This is a genomic window from Archangium sp. (assembly GCF_036389735.1).
GTDB lineage: Bacteria > Myxococcota > Myxococcia > Myxococcales > Myxococcaceae > Archangium.
The window spans coordinates 1-15442 of sequence record NZ_DASVWK010001124.1 but is presented as its reverse complement, the minus strand read 5'-3'; the positions used below and the strand labels follow the sequence as shown (position 1 = coordinate 15442).

Sequence of the window (15442 nt, the reverse complement as noted above, 5' to 3'; positions counted from 1 at the left end):
CTGTCCCGCACCGCCGCCGTCGTCATTCCCGGGGAGACGCTCCAGCGCGTTGCCCAGGCGCTCCAGCAGCACGGAGGCATCCGCCGGGGCTACCTCGGCGTGGGGGCGCATCCCGTCCGTCTGCCGCGCAACCTCGGGGCCAGCGCGGGCAGCGAGGGCGGCCTCATGTTCCTCACCGTCGAGCCCGAGGGCCCCGCCGACAAGGCCGGGCTGATGATTGGCGACGTGCTGGTGAGCCTCGGGGGACAGCCGCTGCAGAGCATCGAGGAGCTGCTGGGCTACCTCGGCGACGAGAAGGTGGGCACGCAGGTACAGGCCCGGGTGCTGCGCGCCGGCGAGGTGCGCGAGCTGCCCGTCACCATCGGGAGGCGGTCCTGACGTTTGGAACTCCCGGGGCTGGTACGGCCCCCCCCTTCCGGTGTATTCACTCCGCCGCCCGTGAGGAGCACCCGGGAGAGGCCCCAGCACGAAACGGCCCCCGTGTCTGTGAACGGCTTCACACCCTTCGCGTGAGTTCCTTCACAGCCTCCAGGGCACCTCCCGCGCTATCACTCTGACTGGGAACGGGGACTCCATGCCCGTTGGACCCGAACGCCGCCCTCCCGGGGTGCGAGCGGAGCAGGTACGAGAGGCCGTGGCCATGTCCTGAGGGGGGATGGCCGGTAACAGCCCTCGCCAGACTCCGCCCCACTTCGCCTGGGTGGCGTGCGTGAGGAGCGCGCCGGGGGGCGCGGTCCTCCGCCCGGGTCCAGCGGCGGGTGTCGCGCTGGGGGGTGCGACCCACACGTCCACGGTCCCAAGGGAAGAGAGGCCGCGCCGGGGGGCGCGGCCTCCACCCGTATTTTTTTCAGGGAGTCGAGACCGCCCACGTGCGCGGGCTCCTCCCCTCTGCTCAGTCCACGTCGCGGCGCAGGCGCTCGGGGTCCACGAGGGTGATCTGCCCGCTCTCGTTCGTCAGCAGCCCCTCGCGCTTGTAGAAGCTCAGCCACTTGTTGGCGCTCTCGCGGGTGACGCCGCACAGGTTGGCCAGCTCCGCCTGGGTCATCTTGGGGATGAGGACGCCCCCCTCGGCGGTGGGCTGGCCCTGCGTCTTGGCCAGCTCCAGCAGCACCCGCGCCAGGCGCGCCCGCGCGTCCAGGAAGGCCGTGTCATGCACGTGCTGGGTGATGCGCCGCACCATCCGGCTGAGTTCCGCCAGCAGACCCATGGCCACCTGCGGGCGCTCGGCCAGGAAGCGCTGGAAGTCCTCGCGCTGGAGCTTCAGCAGATCCGTCTCCTCGCGCGCCACCGCGTCCGCCGAGCGCGGCTCCCCGTCCAGCAGCGCCAGTTCCCCGAAGGCGTAGCCCCGGCGCACCATCGCCAGGATGACCTCCCGACCATCCGAGGAACTCAAGCGGATGGCCACCTCGCCCTTGCGGACGATGAAGAGCGCCGTGCCCACATCCCCCTCGTGGAAGATGATGTCGCCCTTGTTGTAGCGCTTCTGCTGCAACAGCCCCGACAGGTGCTCGAGGTCCTCACGCCCGACGCGCTCGAACATGGGGATTTGAGCCAGGAGCGGAGCGTACGGCGACGGCGGCATGCGGGCACCTCGAAAACCAGAACGCGCGAAGCGGGCGAACTCCGGAAGTCTCCACTACCTCGCGCTCGGGGCCAACCTTATCGGATCCGCCCCGGCCACCAATGCTCCCTCGCCTACACTCCCCTTTCCAGCCCACCTCCACCCTGCGTTGCATTGACCCTGGCAGCCGATTGCGAAAGAATGCCTCGTTGGTGCAACGCCGAGTCCGGCACGCGTGGATGCCTGGGCGCGTTTCTCGGAGCCCGTCGAGCGCATGACCGCAGAGCCTCGCACTCCCACGGTCCCCTCCCTCCAGTGTCCCCGCTGCGGTGCGACGCTGCCCCCGGTGTCCATGGGCAGCCAGATCATCCGCTGCGTGGGGTGTGGTGCGGCCATGGAGGTGCGCGTGCGCACGACGCCGCGCCCGGGCGAGTCCTCCGGTCCCCCCGTCCCCGCGGTGCCCACCCCAGGGGTGGCCAGGCCCCGGCGCCGGCCCATGGTGGAGGTCGCCGGCCCGCGGCGTGGCGCGGTGGAACCCGTCCCCACCATCACCGTGGACATCCCCGCGACGCCCGATGAGGCCGAGCCCGCCGTCGCGGTCTCCACCCCTCGGCCGGCCGCCAGCATCGACGTGCCCTGGTTCGCCGAGGACATCGAGCGCCTGCCCGAGGCGGATGTGGACCTCGGACAACTGGCGCTGGAGTCCTTCGAGGCCCTCCCGCCGCTCCAGGTACGGCTCGACGTGTCGTCTGCCTCCCGAGCGGCTGGCACGGCTCCAGCGCGTCCCCCTGGTGCGCCCGGTTCCCATTCGCTAGGGAAATGAGAGCAATCCAGCAGGCTGGTGCGCTGACGACCAGACCCGCAACCCCATGAGGACCCCCACCGGTGGGTGGGGTATCATGGCGTACGCGCGCGGTTGTCCAGGACGGCGGGCTTCGAGGAGGGAGCGAGGAAGCGGATGAGGAACGCAACCAGCATGGAGTCGTCGGGCTCCCCGGCGGATCTCCAGGACGCGAGGCAGGGCTGTCTCGAGCTGGGGCGCCAGGCAGAGGGCATCGCCGAGCTGGTGGTTCCCCTGCTGCGGCAGGCCACCCAGGAGCTCGCCCGTCTGGAGACGCAACGCGAGGAGCTGCGCAAGACGGCGGCCCGCGAGGCGCAGCAGACGGTGCTGCCCAAGCTGACCGAGCGCATCGAGGAGCAGGGCCAGCACACCCGGCGGCTGGAGCGCGCCAGCCGGGGCCTCAAGGAGCTCATCTCCGGGCTGGGGAGCCTGGGGGAGCGGCTCCAGTCGGGGCTCTCCCGGCACGCGGAGGAGCAGCGCGAGCTGGAGGCCATCGCCCGCGAGGAGAAGCGGATGTGGCTCCAGGAGCTCAACTCCCTGCGTGAGCAGGTGAGCGGACAGCAGGCCACGTCCTCGAGCCCCTCGCCCGCGCAGCAGGAGGAACTCCAGCGGCTGCGCGCCGAGAACGAGACCCACCCCAAGCTGCGCGCCGAGCGCGAGCGGCTCGCCCACCGCGTGGCCGAGCTGGAGAAGGGGCTCGCCGAGCGGGAGCAGACGCTCGCCGCCAAGGAGCAGACCATCGAGGATCTGCGCAGGATGATCGTCCTGCTCACCGGAGACGCGGCGCCGCCCAAGGCCGAGTCCAAGCCCCTGCCGCCGCCGCCCGTCAGCGTCGTCCCGCTCGCCCCCAAGGCCCCGCCGCCCAAGCCCAAGCCGGCCGAGTCCAGGACACCGGATCAGATGTTCGGCAACAGCACGATGCAGCTGGCCACCAGCATGCTGGAGTCGCTCGGCGAGCCCCCACCGGCCAGTGTGCCGCCCGTGGACCGGGCGCCGCCCGCGCCCCCCTCGCCCCGGGTGCCGAGCATGGAGATCATGCTCGAACCGCTCGACGATCTCGAGGCGCCGCGGCCAGCGCTGCCTCCGCCCGTGCCCATCGCGCCGCCCGTGCCGGACCTCCCCGCCGTGCAACAGACGCCCCTCATGCGCCGGGCGAGCGCGAGGCTCCCCTCCGGGGCCCCGACCAAGACGCCCGCGCCCGTGCCGGGTCTGACGCCCCAGGTGCATGGCCGTCCTGGCATCCTCGTCATCAGCGAGGACATGTTCAACGACGTGCTCGTCGAGCAGAAGCCCTCCGGCGGATCCGGTAAGAAATGACCACGCCGCCCGAGCACCTTCCTCTTCCGGCCCGCTTCGGCCGCTACGTCCTGCTCAGCCACCTGGGCCGCGGTGGCATGGCGGACATCTACCGGGCCGTGGCGCTCGGCGTCGGCGGCTTCGCCAAGCCCGTCGTCGTCAAGCGGGTGCTCCCGGAGGCCGTGCAGCAGGAGTCGGCGGTGAGGATGTTCATCGAGGAGGCGCGGCTGTCGGCGCTCCTCCAGCACATGAACATCGCTCAGATCTTCGATTTCGGAGAGCAGCGGGGCGAGTACTTCATCGCCATGGAGTTCATCCATGGCCGCGACCTGCACGACCTGATGCGGCGCGTGGCGGCGAAGGGGCAGGGCATCCCCGTGCACATCGCCTGCTACATCGCCATGGAGGTGCTCAAGGGCCTGGACTACGCGCACCGCGCGCGCTCGACCACGGGCGAGCCGCTCCACCTGGTGCACCGCGACGTCAACCCCACCAACATCATCCTCTCCTTCGAGGGGGAGGTGAAGCTGCTGGACTTCGGGATCGCCCTGGTGGGCGACTCCGACGGCGTCGCCAACGTGCGCGGCAAGCCGGGCTACATCCCGCCCGAGCAGCTCGCTCGCAAGAAGGCCGATGGGCGCGGAGACCTCTTCGCCCTGGGCATCACCCTCTACGAGATGCTGGCCCGCCGGCCCGCCTTCAAGCACGGCCCGGTGATGGAGGTGCTCAAGCAGACCGTGGCGCTCAAGAGCCGGCCCCTGCGACTCCAGGACGCCTCGCCCTTCCTGCCCGAGCCCCTATGCACCGTCGTCAACCGGTGCATCCTCGCCAACCCGGACGAGCGCTTCCAGACGGCCGCCGAGGCGCTCGACGCCCTCGACGAGTTCATCCTCTCCGCCGGCCTGCGCGTGTCCCAGCGCGACCTCGCCGCGCTGATGGCCGCCTACTACGAGCCGGAGGTGCGCGCCCCGCCGGTGCAGCCCCCCATCCCCGAGGCGCTGCTGGCCAGGGAGGCCGCCCCGCCGCCGACCCCCACCGTCGCCCCCACCTACGCGGTGCGCGAGCCGGGCGGGCTGTCGCTCGCGAAGCTGGGCGAGGAGGACGTGCAGCTCCTCTTCGCCTCGGGGAAGCTGTCTCCGGAGGCCCAGGTGTCCCAGTCCGGCGGGCCCTTCCTGCCGCCCTCGGCCTTCCCCCGCCTCGGCGCCGTGGCGGCCTCGGCCCGGGAGCGCCTCGAGGCCCGGCGCGCCAAGGCGCCCCCGCCGCGCTACGCCGGGGACCTCGCCCAGGCCTCGTCCCTGCGCGTCATCGCGCGGCTGATGCTGGCGCGCGCCACCGGCCGGCTCCACTTCGCGAGCGACCGCAACCACAAGGAGCTCTTCCTCAAGGCGGGGCAGATCATCGCGGTGCGCTCGAACGTGGCCTCGGACCGCTTCGGCCCCTACCTGCTGAGCACGGGGAAGCTGGCGCCCGAGCTGTGGCTGCGCTCGGTGGAGCACACGCGCCCCTTCTCCGGCCGGCTGTTGGATGCGCTGCTGGCCTCGCGCGCCCTCTCCCCGGCGGAGCGGGCCGAGTGGTCGCGCGACCACCGGCGCACCGTGGCGCTCGGCCTGCTCGGCTGGACGCGGGGCCGCTACGCCTTCTTCGAGCGCGAGCTGCCCATCACCGACGGCACCGAGGAGAAGCTGGGCGGCCTGGCGCTCCTCAACGAGGGCCTGCGCGCGCACTACCCGCTGGAGCGGCTGGTGCGGGAGCAGGAGCCCCTGCGCAACAAGCCCCTCTACCGCAACCAGGACGCCCCGGTGAACGCCAACGACCTGGTGCTCTCGGCCTCGGAGCTGCGCGCCGCCTCACTGCTCAACAAGCCGGGAAATACCCTGTCCGGAGCCCTTGCGGAGCTGAAGCGTCCGGAGGATGAAGTCGCCCTGCGCCGGGTGGCGCTGCTCTTCACGGAGGTCGGGCTCCTCGCGGCCGCGTGAGGCACGCCGGGAGGACTGGGTGTATGGGAATCGTTCTCGGAATCGACCTGGGGACCACCAATAGCTGCATGGCCCGGGTGGACCCGGCCACCGGCCACGCCCAGGTTCTGCCCAACCGCGAGGGCGAGCGCACCACCCCCTCCGTCGTCAGCTTCGACGCCTCGGGCAAGGTGACGGTGGGCACCGCCGCGCGGCGCCAGGGCGCGCTCAACCCGCGCAACACCTTCTTCGGGGTGAAGCGGCTCATCGGCCGACGTTTCTCGGACCCGGCCGTCCAGCAGTTGCGCAGGCTGCTGCCCTACGAGGTGGTGGCCGATCCCGCCGGCAACGCCGCGGTGCGCGTCCACGGCCAGCTCCTCTCCCCCGCCGAGGTGTCCAGCCACGTGCTGCGCTACCTCAAGGAGAGCGCCGAGGCGCACCTGGGCGAGCCGGTGGACGGCGCCGTCATCACCGTGCCCGCCTACTTCGACGAGGTGCAGCGTCAGGAGACGAAGAACGCCGGCCAGCGCGCCGGGCTCACCGTGCACCGGCTCCTCAACGAGCCCACCGCGGCCATGCTCGCCTGCCGCTTCGACGAGTCGCACCCGGAGAACATCGCCGTGTTCGACCTGGGCGGCGGCACCTTCGACATCTCCCTGCTCCACGTGGAGGACGAGGTGGTGCAGGTGCTGGCCACCTGCGGCGACAACTTCCTCGGGGGCGACAACTTCGATGAGATCGTCGTGGAGGCCCTGCGCCGCATCTTCCTCAAGCAGACCGGGCTGGACCTGGCCAGCGACCCCGCGGCCCTCTGGCGACTGAAGGAAGCGGCCGAGTCCACCAAACGCGCCCTCTCCGAGGTGGAGCAGACCACGGTGGACATGCCCTTCCTCGCCCAGGGCGCCGAGGGGCCCCTGCACCTGTCCATTCCCTCCTTCCCGCGCTCGCTCTTCGAGAACCTCGTGGGCAAGGAGCTGGAGCGGCTGCGCGGCCCGTGCGATCAGGTGCTCCAGGACGCGGACCTGAAGGTAGGGGACATCCACCGCGTCATCCTCGTGGGAGGCATGACGCGCATGCCCGCGGTGCGCGCGCGCGCGGAGCAGTACCTGGGCCGCCCCGGTGAGCGCACCGTCAACCCCGACGAGGCCGTGGCGCTCGGCGCCGCCCTCGAGGCGGACATCGTCGCCGGCACCTCGGACGAGCAGCCCCAGGTGCTGCTGCTGGACGTGCTCTCGCGCAGCCTGGGCGTGCGTACCGAGGGCGGCCGCTTCAGCGTCCTCATCCCCCGCAACACCACCATCCCCGCGCGCGAGACGAAGGTGTTCGCCACCACCTTCGACCACCAGACCCACGTGGACATCGAGGTGTACCAGGGCGAGGCGTCCACCGTGGACGGCAACCGCTACCTCGGAGAGCTCCAACTGGCGGGGCTTCCCGCCGCCCCCGGGGGAACGGTGCGCGTGGCGGTGGACTTCACCATCGACGCGGACGGCATCCTCCACGTCACCGCGCGCGAGCCCGCCACCGGCCGCAAGGCCGAGGCCCGGCTGCGCCCGCCCACCGCCAGCTCTCCCTGAGAGGGTGCTCCCATGTCCCAGGACCCCTCCCCCTTCCACGACAAGAATCCCTTCGAGGTGCTCGGCCTTCAGGGCACCGAGGACGCGGCCGCCATCCGCAAGGCCTTCCTGCGCATCGCCGCGCAGTCCCACCCGGACCGGCTCCGGATGAAGTCCGAGGAGCAGAAGGCCCAGGCCCTGGAGATCTTCCTGCTGGCCAAGAAGGCCTTCGAGGTGCTCTCCCAGCCGGACAAGCGGCGCGAGTGGAGCGAGCGGCTGGTGCGCCCCACGTCCGCTCCCGCACCGCAGGTGCCTCCGCGTCCGCACTTCGGCGGCGCCCCCCTGCCCTCCGCGGCGGCGCTCCAGCTCCACAACCTGGGCATGCTGGCCCTGGAGTCCTCGGACTACGCCAAGGCGCTGGACCTCTTCACCAAGGCCGCGAAGCTCTCCCCCACGCCTCGCCACCAGGCCATGGAGTCCGTGAGCCGGGGCTACCAGTACCTCAGCACCCGCTTCTTCGATCGCGCCCGCGAGAGCTTCGAACGCGCCCTCCACATCCTCCCGGAGTGCCGTGAGGCCAAGGTGGGCCTCGAAGCCCTCGACAAGCAGTCCGGCCGCTACCTCAAGGGGCGTTGACGCACCACGTCACGCTGGAGGAGCACTGTCCGCCCTACCGGCCGAGTCACTTGCGTGAACTCAAGGTGAAAAGAGGTCCCTTAGTTGGAAAGGGACCTTGAATGTTGATACACGGACGCCCCGGCAGTGGCCCGCCGGTCGCCTGACAACGTCCGTCGTGTCGCGAGCCCCCCCCACTCTCCCCAGGGAGGCCCGTCGTGCATGCAGACAGAGCGACGGGTTCCTGCTCACCCTCCAGGCCTTGCGAGGTTTCATGAGTGCCCTTCGTCCATCTCAACTAAGGCTGATAGCCCTCTTCTTCACGACCGTGCTCGCGTCCGGAGCGCTGGCGCAAGGAGTCACGGGCTCGGCGGTGACCGGGACCGTTACCAACCACGAGAACAAGCCGCTCCCCGGCGTGGTGGTCCAGCTGCGCAATGCTTCCACCGGGACGACCTTCACCTCGGTGAGCGGCTCGTCGGGTAACTACCTCCTCGACAACGTCCCCCCGGGAGGACCGTATGTCCTCACGGCCGCCATCGACGGCTACTACGGGCACACCCGCACCGGCATGCAGCTCGCGCTGGGTCAGCGGCTCACCCTCGACATCAAGTTGCTCCCCTTCGAGGCGTTCGAGGAGGAGATGGTGGTCGTGGCCCAGGAGGTCAACGAGCTCCAGGATCAGGGCCGCACCGGCCCCTCGATGACCATGGACTCCACGGAGATGTCCCGGCTGCCCCTCCAGGGCCGGAATTTCACCGACCTCATCGCGACCACTCCGCAGGTGAGCGGCAACGCGATGGCCGGCCAGAACAACCGCTTCAACAACATCCAGGTGGACGGCGCGGCCTACAATGACCTCTTCGGCCTCGCGGGCTCGGGCACGCCGGGCGGCCAGGCCAACGCCAAGCCCATCTCGATGGAGGCCATCCAGACCTTCGTGGTGCAGGTGTCCCCGTTCGACGTCCGCTACGGCAACTTCGCGGGCGGCATGGTGAACGCCGTCACCAAGAGCGGCACCAACGATTTGCACGGGTCGTTCTTTGGCTACGGGCAGAACAAGCTCCTCGCCGGCAAGCAGGACGACCCGACCTTCCTCGGGTACAACATCTGGCAGTTCGGCGGCAGCCTGGGCGGCCCCATCGTCAAGGACAAGGCGCACTTCTTCATCGCCACCGACCTCCAGGAGCGCCAGTCCGCGTTCGGCAATCAGTCCCAGATCGGCGGTGTGAACGCGGAGGAGGACGTGGACAGGGCAGGCTTCACCAATACCGAAGCCGAGCGGTTCAACCGCATCCTCGCCGACCGGTACGGCATCACCAACGCGGGCACCGCCCTGGGCACGCAGCTGGGCAACCCCGACCGGAACGTCTTCGCGAAGATCAGCACGGGCGCCATCCCGAACAGCTATCTGGAGTTGTCGTACAACTTCGTGGGTGCCCAGCAGGACTCGCTGACCCGAGCGCCGACCTCTCCGTCCGTGCCGGGCCGCCTCCGCGACGGCTACCAGCTGTCCAACAGCGGCTACGCCCAGACGACCGCCACCCATACCGCCCGGGCGAAGCTCACCTCGACCTGGCTCAATGGCCGGCTCTCCAACGAGTTCCTGACGGGCTTCTCCATCATCCGGGACGCCCGGGATCCTTCCCTGGATATTCCGCTGGTCCTGGTCCGGGCCGGCAGGCTCGGCGAGAACGACGCGTGGTTGGCGGCGGGCGCCGAGCGCTTCTCCCAGCTCAACCAGTTGGAACAGGACATCTACCAGATCCAGGACAGCCTCACCCTGGCGCTGGGTAGCCACCAGCTCACCGCCGGGACGAGCACCGAGTTCCTCAGGCTGCGCAACGCCTTCCTGCAAGCGGCGACCGGCGTCTGGAGCTTCGACAGCCTGGACGACTTCGAGGCCGGAGTGCCCAGTGCCTTCCAGCGTCGCTTCGGAGTCAGTCCCCTGCAGGAGCCGGGGACGGCCGAATTCACCGTGGCGCAGCCGGGCTTCTACCTTCAGGACAACTGGGCGCCTTTCAAGGGCCTGACGCTCACTCCCGGTATCCGGCTCGACGTGCCGTTCCTGTCCAGGGCCAACGTCAATGAACGGCTCGTGAACAACCCCGCGCTCCCCATCGACACCAGCCAGGTGCCGAGCGGCAACATCCTCTGGTCGCCCCGGCTGGGTTTCAACTGGGACGTGGACGGCAATGCCAACACCATCGTCCGCGGCGGACTCGGCGTCTTCTCGGGCCGGCCTCCCTACGTGTGGGTGGCCAATGCGTACAGCATCAACGGCCTCTCCCAGGTGGAGCTGACCTGCCAGCGGAACGCGGGGAGCCGGCAGGTTCCGGCATTTACCCTCGACCCCAACGCCCAGCCCTTCGACTGCGCCGGCGGGACCCAGGCGCCCTCGGCGCCCACCAACCAGGGTGAGATCAACTACTTCGACCCGAAGACCAGGTACCCGCAGAACTTCCGGATGGCGCTCGGGGCGGACCGGCGCCTGCCCTGGGGACTCATCGTCACCGGCGACGTGCTCTACACGCAGGACATCAACGGCCTGTACACCACCGACGAGAACCTGAGCCTTCAGGGCCAGAGCAGCGAGGGGCGCGCGGTGTACGGCAGCCTCGCGTCGGGTGGGACGGCGGCCGCGCCCCGACTCACCAGCACGCCCAGCCGCCTGGATCCGACCAACCTCGTCCAGGCCATCAAGGTGTTCAACAAGAACGGCGGGCGGGTCTTCAACGGAACCCTCCAGGTGCAGAAGGAGATCAGGGACATCCTGGATGTCAGCGTGGCCTACAGCTACACCGACGCTCGGGACCGCATCTCGCTCACGAGCGCCCAGGCCCTCTCCAACTTCCAGTTCTCGCCCGTGGACGGCGACCTCCAGAACCGGAACGTCCGGCCGTCGGCGTTCGACCGCAGGCACCGCTTCACCCTCACCGCCAGCGGGAACCTGCCCCTCGGGTTCAACGCGGGTGTCATCTACACGGGCCAGTCGGGCCTGCCCTATACCTGGATCGTCAACGGTGACGTCAACGCGGACGGCATCAGCGGCAACGACGTGGCGTTCATCCCGGCGGAGGCCAGCCAGATCACCCTGCGCGACCCCACGCAGTACGAGGCCCTGAACAACTTCATCAACAGCCAGGACTGCCTGCGGCAGGCCAAGGGCCGCCTCATCCAGCGCGGCGAGTGCCGCAACCCGTGGCAGAACATCTTCAACGTTCGGCTCGGCTGGAATTCGCCCGAGTTCTCCAAGGGACACAAGGTGGAGGTGCAGGCGGACATCTTCAACTTCCTGAACCTGATCAACTCCGATTGGGGCCTCTTCGAGCAGGAGGCGCAGTTCGAGACCCACGGCTCGGCGTTCCTGCGCGCGGTGGGTTATGACGCCGCGAACAACCGTCCCATCTACACCTTCGCCGAGCCCACCGCGGTGAGGACCACGGTGTACACCCCCACCCTCTCCCGGTGGCGGATCCAGCTCGGCGCGCGGTACGTCTTCTAAGCAGCGCCAGCGCCAGACACGGTGTGAACCCGGGGCCCTCCGCGAGCAATCGCGGGGGGCCCTTGGTTTTTGTACGGTGCCCCCATGTCCCTCCCGCGCTCACGCCTCCTCCTCGTCCCCCTCCTGCTGTCCCTCGCCTGCGCCGCGCCGGCCACCGCGGTGCGCGCCCCCGCCGGGCCGCCCGACCTGGAGCTGGTGGAGAGCAGCCCGGTGGAGACGCCGTTGGACCACGCGGACATTCCCGATGCGCACGCGGTGTGGCCCGAGATGGTGAACGGGGCCACGAAGACGGTGGACGTCGCGCAGTTCTACGTGAGCAACGCGCCGGGCAGCCGGCTGGAGCCGGTGATTCAGGCCCTCGAGGCGGCGGCCGAGCGGGGCGTGAAGGTGCGCGTGCTGGCCGAGGAGAAGTTCTACACGCAGTACCCGGAGACGCTGGAGCGGCTGGCGAAGCGGCCCGGCATCGAGGTGCGTCGGCTGGACGCGACGAAGTCGATGGGCGGGGTGCTGCACGCGAAGTACTTCGTGGTGGATGGGCGCGAGGCGTACCTGGGCAGCCAGAACTTCGACTGGCGCTCGCTGGAGCACATCCAGGAGCTCGGGCTGCGCATCCGCGTGCCCGAGGTGGTGCGCTCGCTCGTGGACGTCTTCGAGCTGGACTGGGGACTCGCGGCAGGAGGCACGGCGCCGACGGGGGTGACGCGGGTGGGAGGCCCCTTCCCGGCGCGCGTCGAGGGCGGTGCGGTGCGTGTCACGCCCGCGCACAGCCCCCAGGGCTACCTGCCGGATCCGGAGACGTGGGACCTGCCGAAGCTGGTGGCGCTCATCGACGGGGCGAAGCGCTCGGTGCGGGTGCAGCTGCTCACGTACAGGGCGAAGGGGCGGGACGGGAGCACCTTCCCCGAGCTGGAGGAGGCGCTGAAGCGGGCGGTGGCGCGCGGGGTGAAGGTGGAGCTGCTGCTGGCGGACTGGGGCAAGCGCAAGGGCACCATCGAGGGCCTCCAGGCGCTGCACGCGCCGCCGGGGCTGGTGGTGAAGATGGTGACGATTCCCCCGTGGTCGGGCGGGTTCATCCCGTTCGCGCGCGTGGTGTATGCGAAGTACATGGTGGTGGACGGCGAGCGGGCGTGGCTGGGCACGAGCAACTGGGAGCGCGACTACTTCACGAAGAGCCGCAACGTGGGCCTCATCGTGGAGGGCGGGGCCTTCGCGAACCAACTCGAGCGCTTCTTCACGGGCACCTGGTCGAGCCCCTACGCGGCGGAGGTGGATCCGAAGGCCACCTACACCGCGCCGGACATCAGCGGCACGCCGTAGCCGCGCGGCTCACTTCCGTGAAGCGCCGATGGGCAGGGTCCGCAGGCGCTCCCGCTCCTCGCGGGTGAGGGGGTCCTCCCCGCGCAGGAAGCGCTCCAGGTGGCCGAGGGAGTCCACGCCGAAGAAGAGTTCCCCATCGGCCACCACCGTGGGGACGCCGAAGCCCTCCAGCGCGAGCAGCTCCTCCGTGTTGCGGCGCACCTGATCCTTCACTTCGGGCGTCTGCGCCGCCGCGAGCAGCGCCAGCGCATCCTGCCCCGCCGAGTATACGACCGCGACCATGCGCTCCGCCGTCATCGGCTCGCTGCCGCCCCCGGCCCACAGCGCCGAGAAGAGCGCGGTGGCGAGCCGGGCCCGGGCCTCCGCGTCCGTCACGGCGACCGTCAACCGGAGCATGGGCAACGGATTGAACGGGTGCTCCGCGGGCAGGGCGAAGGGCACACCGAGCTCGTGGGCGAGCCGCGTCGTGTGCTTGTAGATGTAGAAGCGCTTGTGCGGCACCTCCGCGGGCCCCGTCGTCCCGAGCGTGTTGAGCATGCCCGCGAGGAGCACCGGCACGAGCTCCACGGTGCGGCCATGACGCTCGGCCAGCTTCGGGAGCTGCGTCCACGCGAGGTACGCGTACGGCGACACGTAATCGAAGAAGAAGCGGAGCGGCGCTCGATTCATGGCCGCGACTCTACACAATCAAACATTTCCAAAACACCGCATCAATTCAATATCCCTGTTAATCAGGTGAGACCTTGAATTCCTATAAAACAAGGTCTACAAGGAAAGCCTCCCAACGCAACACAACCCCCATGGTGTGACATGAGGAAGCTCTACCTGGCAGTCACCACGCTGGTGCTGGCAGCCACCAGTGCCTCGGCAACGGGCCGTGTGAATCCCTCGGATGCCCGCCGCGTGCAGTCCGCGCGGGAGCAGCTCGTCCCCTTCATGGAGAAGGAGCTCGGCCCGAAGGCCCGGCTCGTCCACCTCTACGGCCACGGCGCGAACACGCTGGCCGGCGTCGTCGCGGAGACTCCTTCCGAGGCCACGGGACACCTGCCGCTGATGGCCATCCTCGGCTGGAACGAGCGCACCGGCGCCACGCGCGTGGTGGATCGGGAGTTCAAGTACCTCGAGGCCCGCGCGGTGGGCCCGCACGTGGCGCTGCTCGAGGCCAACGGCGACCTGCGGCTGCGCGAGGCCAACGGGCGCGAGCGGCTGCTGGCCCAGCGCGTGGGAGGAGATCTCTACCCCACCCTCAAGGGTGACGCGCTGCTGGCCACCCTGACGCGCACGGGCAACGAGCCGCACGAGACCGCCATCGGCATCGTGGACCTCACCGGCCGCGTGAAGGAACTCGCCGACGCCCCCGGCCTGGACGCCATGCCCACCCTCTCGCCGGACGGCAAGACGGTGGTGTTCGTGTCCGGCCGCACCTCGGTCGCCTCCTTCTTCCGCACCACCGTGGACGGCGCCGAGGCGGTGCAGCTCACCAACAAGGGAATGAACGCGTGGCTGCTGAGCCAGGGCGAGCCCGCCGACTTCGTCCCCCCGCCCGTCTCCAACTACTCCATGGAGTGGGTGGGCAACGACGTGCTCCGCTACAACGCCGGTGGTGGCGAGTTCTGGAAGCTCAATGTCCGCACCGGCGAGGCTTTCGCCGACGTGGGAGGTGACAAGTGAATCGCACGCTGAAGACCGTTTGCACCACGCTGGCCGGCGCGCTGCTGGCGCTCCCGCTGGCCTCCCAGGCCGGCACCCTGTTCCGCGTCCCCTTGTCCATGCTCTCCGACCAGTGCGGCAACGGCGGCTGCGTGGTGAGCGCCTACAAGGACCACGCCGGCAGGGACTACGCCTGCGGCAGCGTGCGCTACGGCGGCCACCTGGGCACCGACTACGCCCTCGTCGGCGGCTTCACCAAGATGGACTACGGCGTGTGGGTCATCTCCGCCGCGTCCGGCACGCTGGAGGCCGCGGTGGATGGCTTCTACGACCGCTGCACCTACTGGAACCAGAACGACCCGAACGCCGCCTGTGGCCTGAACACCGGCAACTACATGATCATGCGGCACGCGGACGGCCGGAAGAGCAAGTACTGGCACCTGAGGAAGTACACCCAGCAGTACGCCAAGGGCGCGTTCATCGGCTGCGGCAACTGGATCGCCAAGGTGGGCTCGTCCGGCGCCTCCACCGGCCCGCACCTCCACTTCGAGTTCTGGGACCCGAGCTGGGGGACGGATGACCCCTACGCCGGCTCGTGCGGCGGTCCCATCTCGCTGTGGACCTCGCAGGGCGCGTACAAGGGCCTGCCCGGCGGCACCTGCCAGTAGCCCGGTGAGGCGGGAGCCGACCCTCGGCTCCCGCTTCAACAACGTCAGTCTCCCTCCGGATCCGTCACCTTCTCGCCCAGGCTCTGGAGCCGCGAGTAGAGGCGACGCCGGGTGATGCCCAGCAGCTTCGCCGCCGCCGTCTTGTTGCCTCCCGCTCGCTCCAGCGCCGCGTACAGCAGCTCCCGCTCGAACGCGTCCAGGTTGAAGCCCTCTCCCAGCACGTCCGCCGCGCGCACGCCCTTGCCGCCTCCGCGTGACAGCGAGGGGCCTCCCGCGCCCAGGTGCTCCGCCTGGATGTCCCCCTCCCCCGACAGGATGAGCGAGCGCTCCAGGGCGTTCTCCAGCTCCCGCACGTTGCCCGGCCACGTGTAGCCCGTCAGCCGTGCCTCGGCCTCCTTCGACAGCTTCGACGCCGGCAGGCCCCGCCTCGACAGGAACGCGTGCGCCAGCGGCACCAGGTCCTCCTTGCGCTCGCGCA

13 protein-coding genes are annotated in these 15442 nt (G+C 70.0%); 10 read left to right on the top strand and 3 right to left on the bottom strand.

Annotated elements, in window-relative coordinates; genetic code table 11:
- A partial coding sequence (locus VF794_RS40460; RefSeq protein WP_331119203.1) for a S1C family serine protease occupies nucleotides 1-378 on the top strand: 378 nt, incomplete at its 5' end.
- Between the two features lie 514 nt (nucleotides 379-892).
- Here VF794_RS40460 and VF794_RS40455 read toward each other — a convergent pair.
- Nucleotides 893-1582, bottom strand: a complete 690-nt coding sequence (locus VF794_RS40455) for a Crp/Fnr family transcriptional regulator (protein ID WP_331119202.1) — start codon at nucleotides 1580-1582, stop codon at nucleotides 893-895.
- Nucleotides 1583-1835: 253 nt separating this feature from the next.
- Here VF794_RS40455 and VF794_RS40450 point away from each other — a divergent pair, with 253 nt between their 5' ends.
- The 7 genes from VF794_RS40450 to VF794_RS40420 all read left to right on the top strand — a co-directional run bounded on the left by VF794_RS40450 (nucleotide 1836) and on the right by VF794_RS40420 (nucleotide 12646).
- The gene (locus tag VF794_RS40450; protein ID WP_331119200.1) at nucleotides 1836-2384 is read left to right on the top strand and encodes a hypothetical protein; all 549 of its coding nucleotides are present in this window, start codon (nucleotides 1836-1838) and stop codon (nucleotides 2382-2384) included.
- A 135-nt stretch (nucleotides 2385-2519) separates the two neighbouring features.
- Nucleotides 2520-3719, top strand: a complete 1200-nt coding sequence (locus tag VF794_RS40445; RefSeq protein WP_331119198.1) for a hypothetical protein — start codon at nucleotides 2520-2522, stop codon at nucleotides 3717-3719.
- Nucleotides 3716-5674, top strand: coding sequence for a serine/threonine-protein kinase (locus tag VF794_RS40440; protein WP_331119195.1), 1959 nt, complete (start codon nucleotides 3716-3718; stop codon nucleotides 5672-5674). The genes VF794_RS40445 and VF794_RS40440 overlap by 4 nt, the downstream gene beginning before the upstream one ends.
- Nucleotides 5675-5697: 23 nt before the next feature.
- Nucleotides 5698-7230 (top strand): Hsp70 family protein, encoded by a 1533-nt coding sequence (locus tag VF794_RS40435; RefSeq protein ID WP_331119194.1) that lies wholly within the window; start codon nucleotides 5698-5700, stop codon nucleotides 7228-7230.
- Between the two features lie 12 nt (nucleotides 7231-7242).
- Nucleotides 7243-7845: a J domain-containing protein gene (locus VF794_RS40430; protein WP_331119192.1), complete on the top strand. Its 603-nt coding sequence runs from the start codon at nucleotides 7243-7245 to the stop codon at nucleotides 7843-7845.
- 352 nt (nucleotides 7846-8197) lie between these two features.
- Nucleotides 8198-11329, top strand: a complete 3132-nt coding sequence (locus VF794_RS40425) for a TonB-dependent receptor (protein WP_331119190.1) — start codon at nucleotides 8198-8200, stop codon at nucleotides 11327-11329.
- 84 nt (nucleotides 11330-11413) lie between these two features.
- Complete coding sequence (locus tag VF794_RS40420; RefSeq protein WP_331119188.1) at nucleotides 11414-12646, top strand: phospholipase D-like domain-containing protein; 1233 nt, start codon at nucleotides 11414-11416, stop codon at nucleotides 12644-12646.
- A 9-nt stretch (nucleotides 12647-12655) separates the two neighbouring features.
- On the opposite strand, the gene VF794_RS40415 is transcribed toward VF794_RS40420, so the two are convergent.
- Entirely contained in the window at nucleotides 12656-13315 is a 660-nt protein-coding gene (locus VF794_RS40415; protein WP_331119186.1) for a 2-hydroxychromene-2-carboxylate isomerase, read from the bottom strand.
- Nucleotides 13316-13456: 141 nt separating this feature from the next.
- On the opposite strand from VF794_RS40415, the gene VF794_RS40410 reads away from it, so the two are divergent.
- Together VF794_RS40410 and VF794_RS40405 are read left to right on the top strand one after the other, a co-directional pair.
- A complete protein-coding gene (locus VF794_RS40410) occupies nucleotides 13457-14317 on the top strand; it encodes a hypothetical protein (protein ID WP_331119184.1) in 861 nt (286 codons plus the stop codon).
- Nucleotides 14314-14964, top strand: a complete 651-nt coding sequence (locus VF794_RS40405) for a M23 family metallopeptidase (protein WP_331119182.1) — start codon at nucleotides 14314-14316, stop codon at nucleotides 14962-14964. Before VF794_RS40410 ends, VF794_RS40405 begins: the two co-directional genes overlap by 4 nt.
- Nucleotides 14965-15008: 44 nt before the next feature.
- On the opposite strand, the gene VF794_RS40400 is transcribed toward VF794_RS40405, so the two are convergent.
- Nucleotides 15009-15442, bottom strand: a 434-nt coding sequence (locus tag VF794_RS40400) for a helix-turn-helix domain-containing protein (protein WP_331119180.1), incomplete at its 5' end; no start/stop codon positions are given.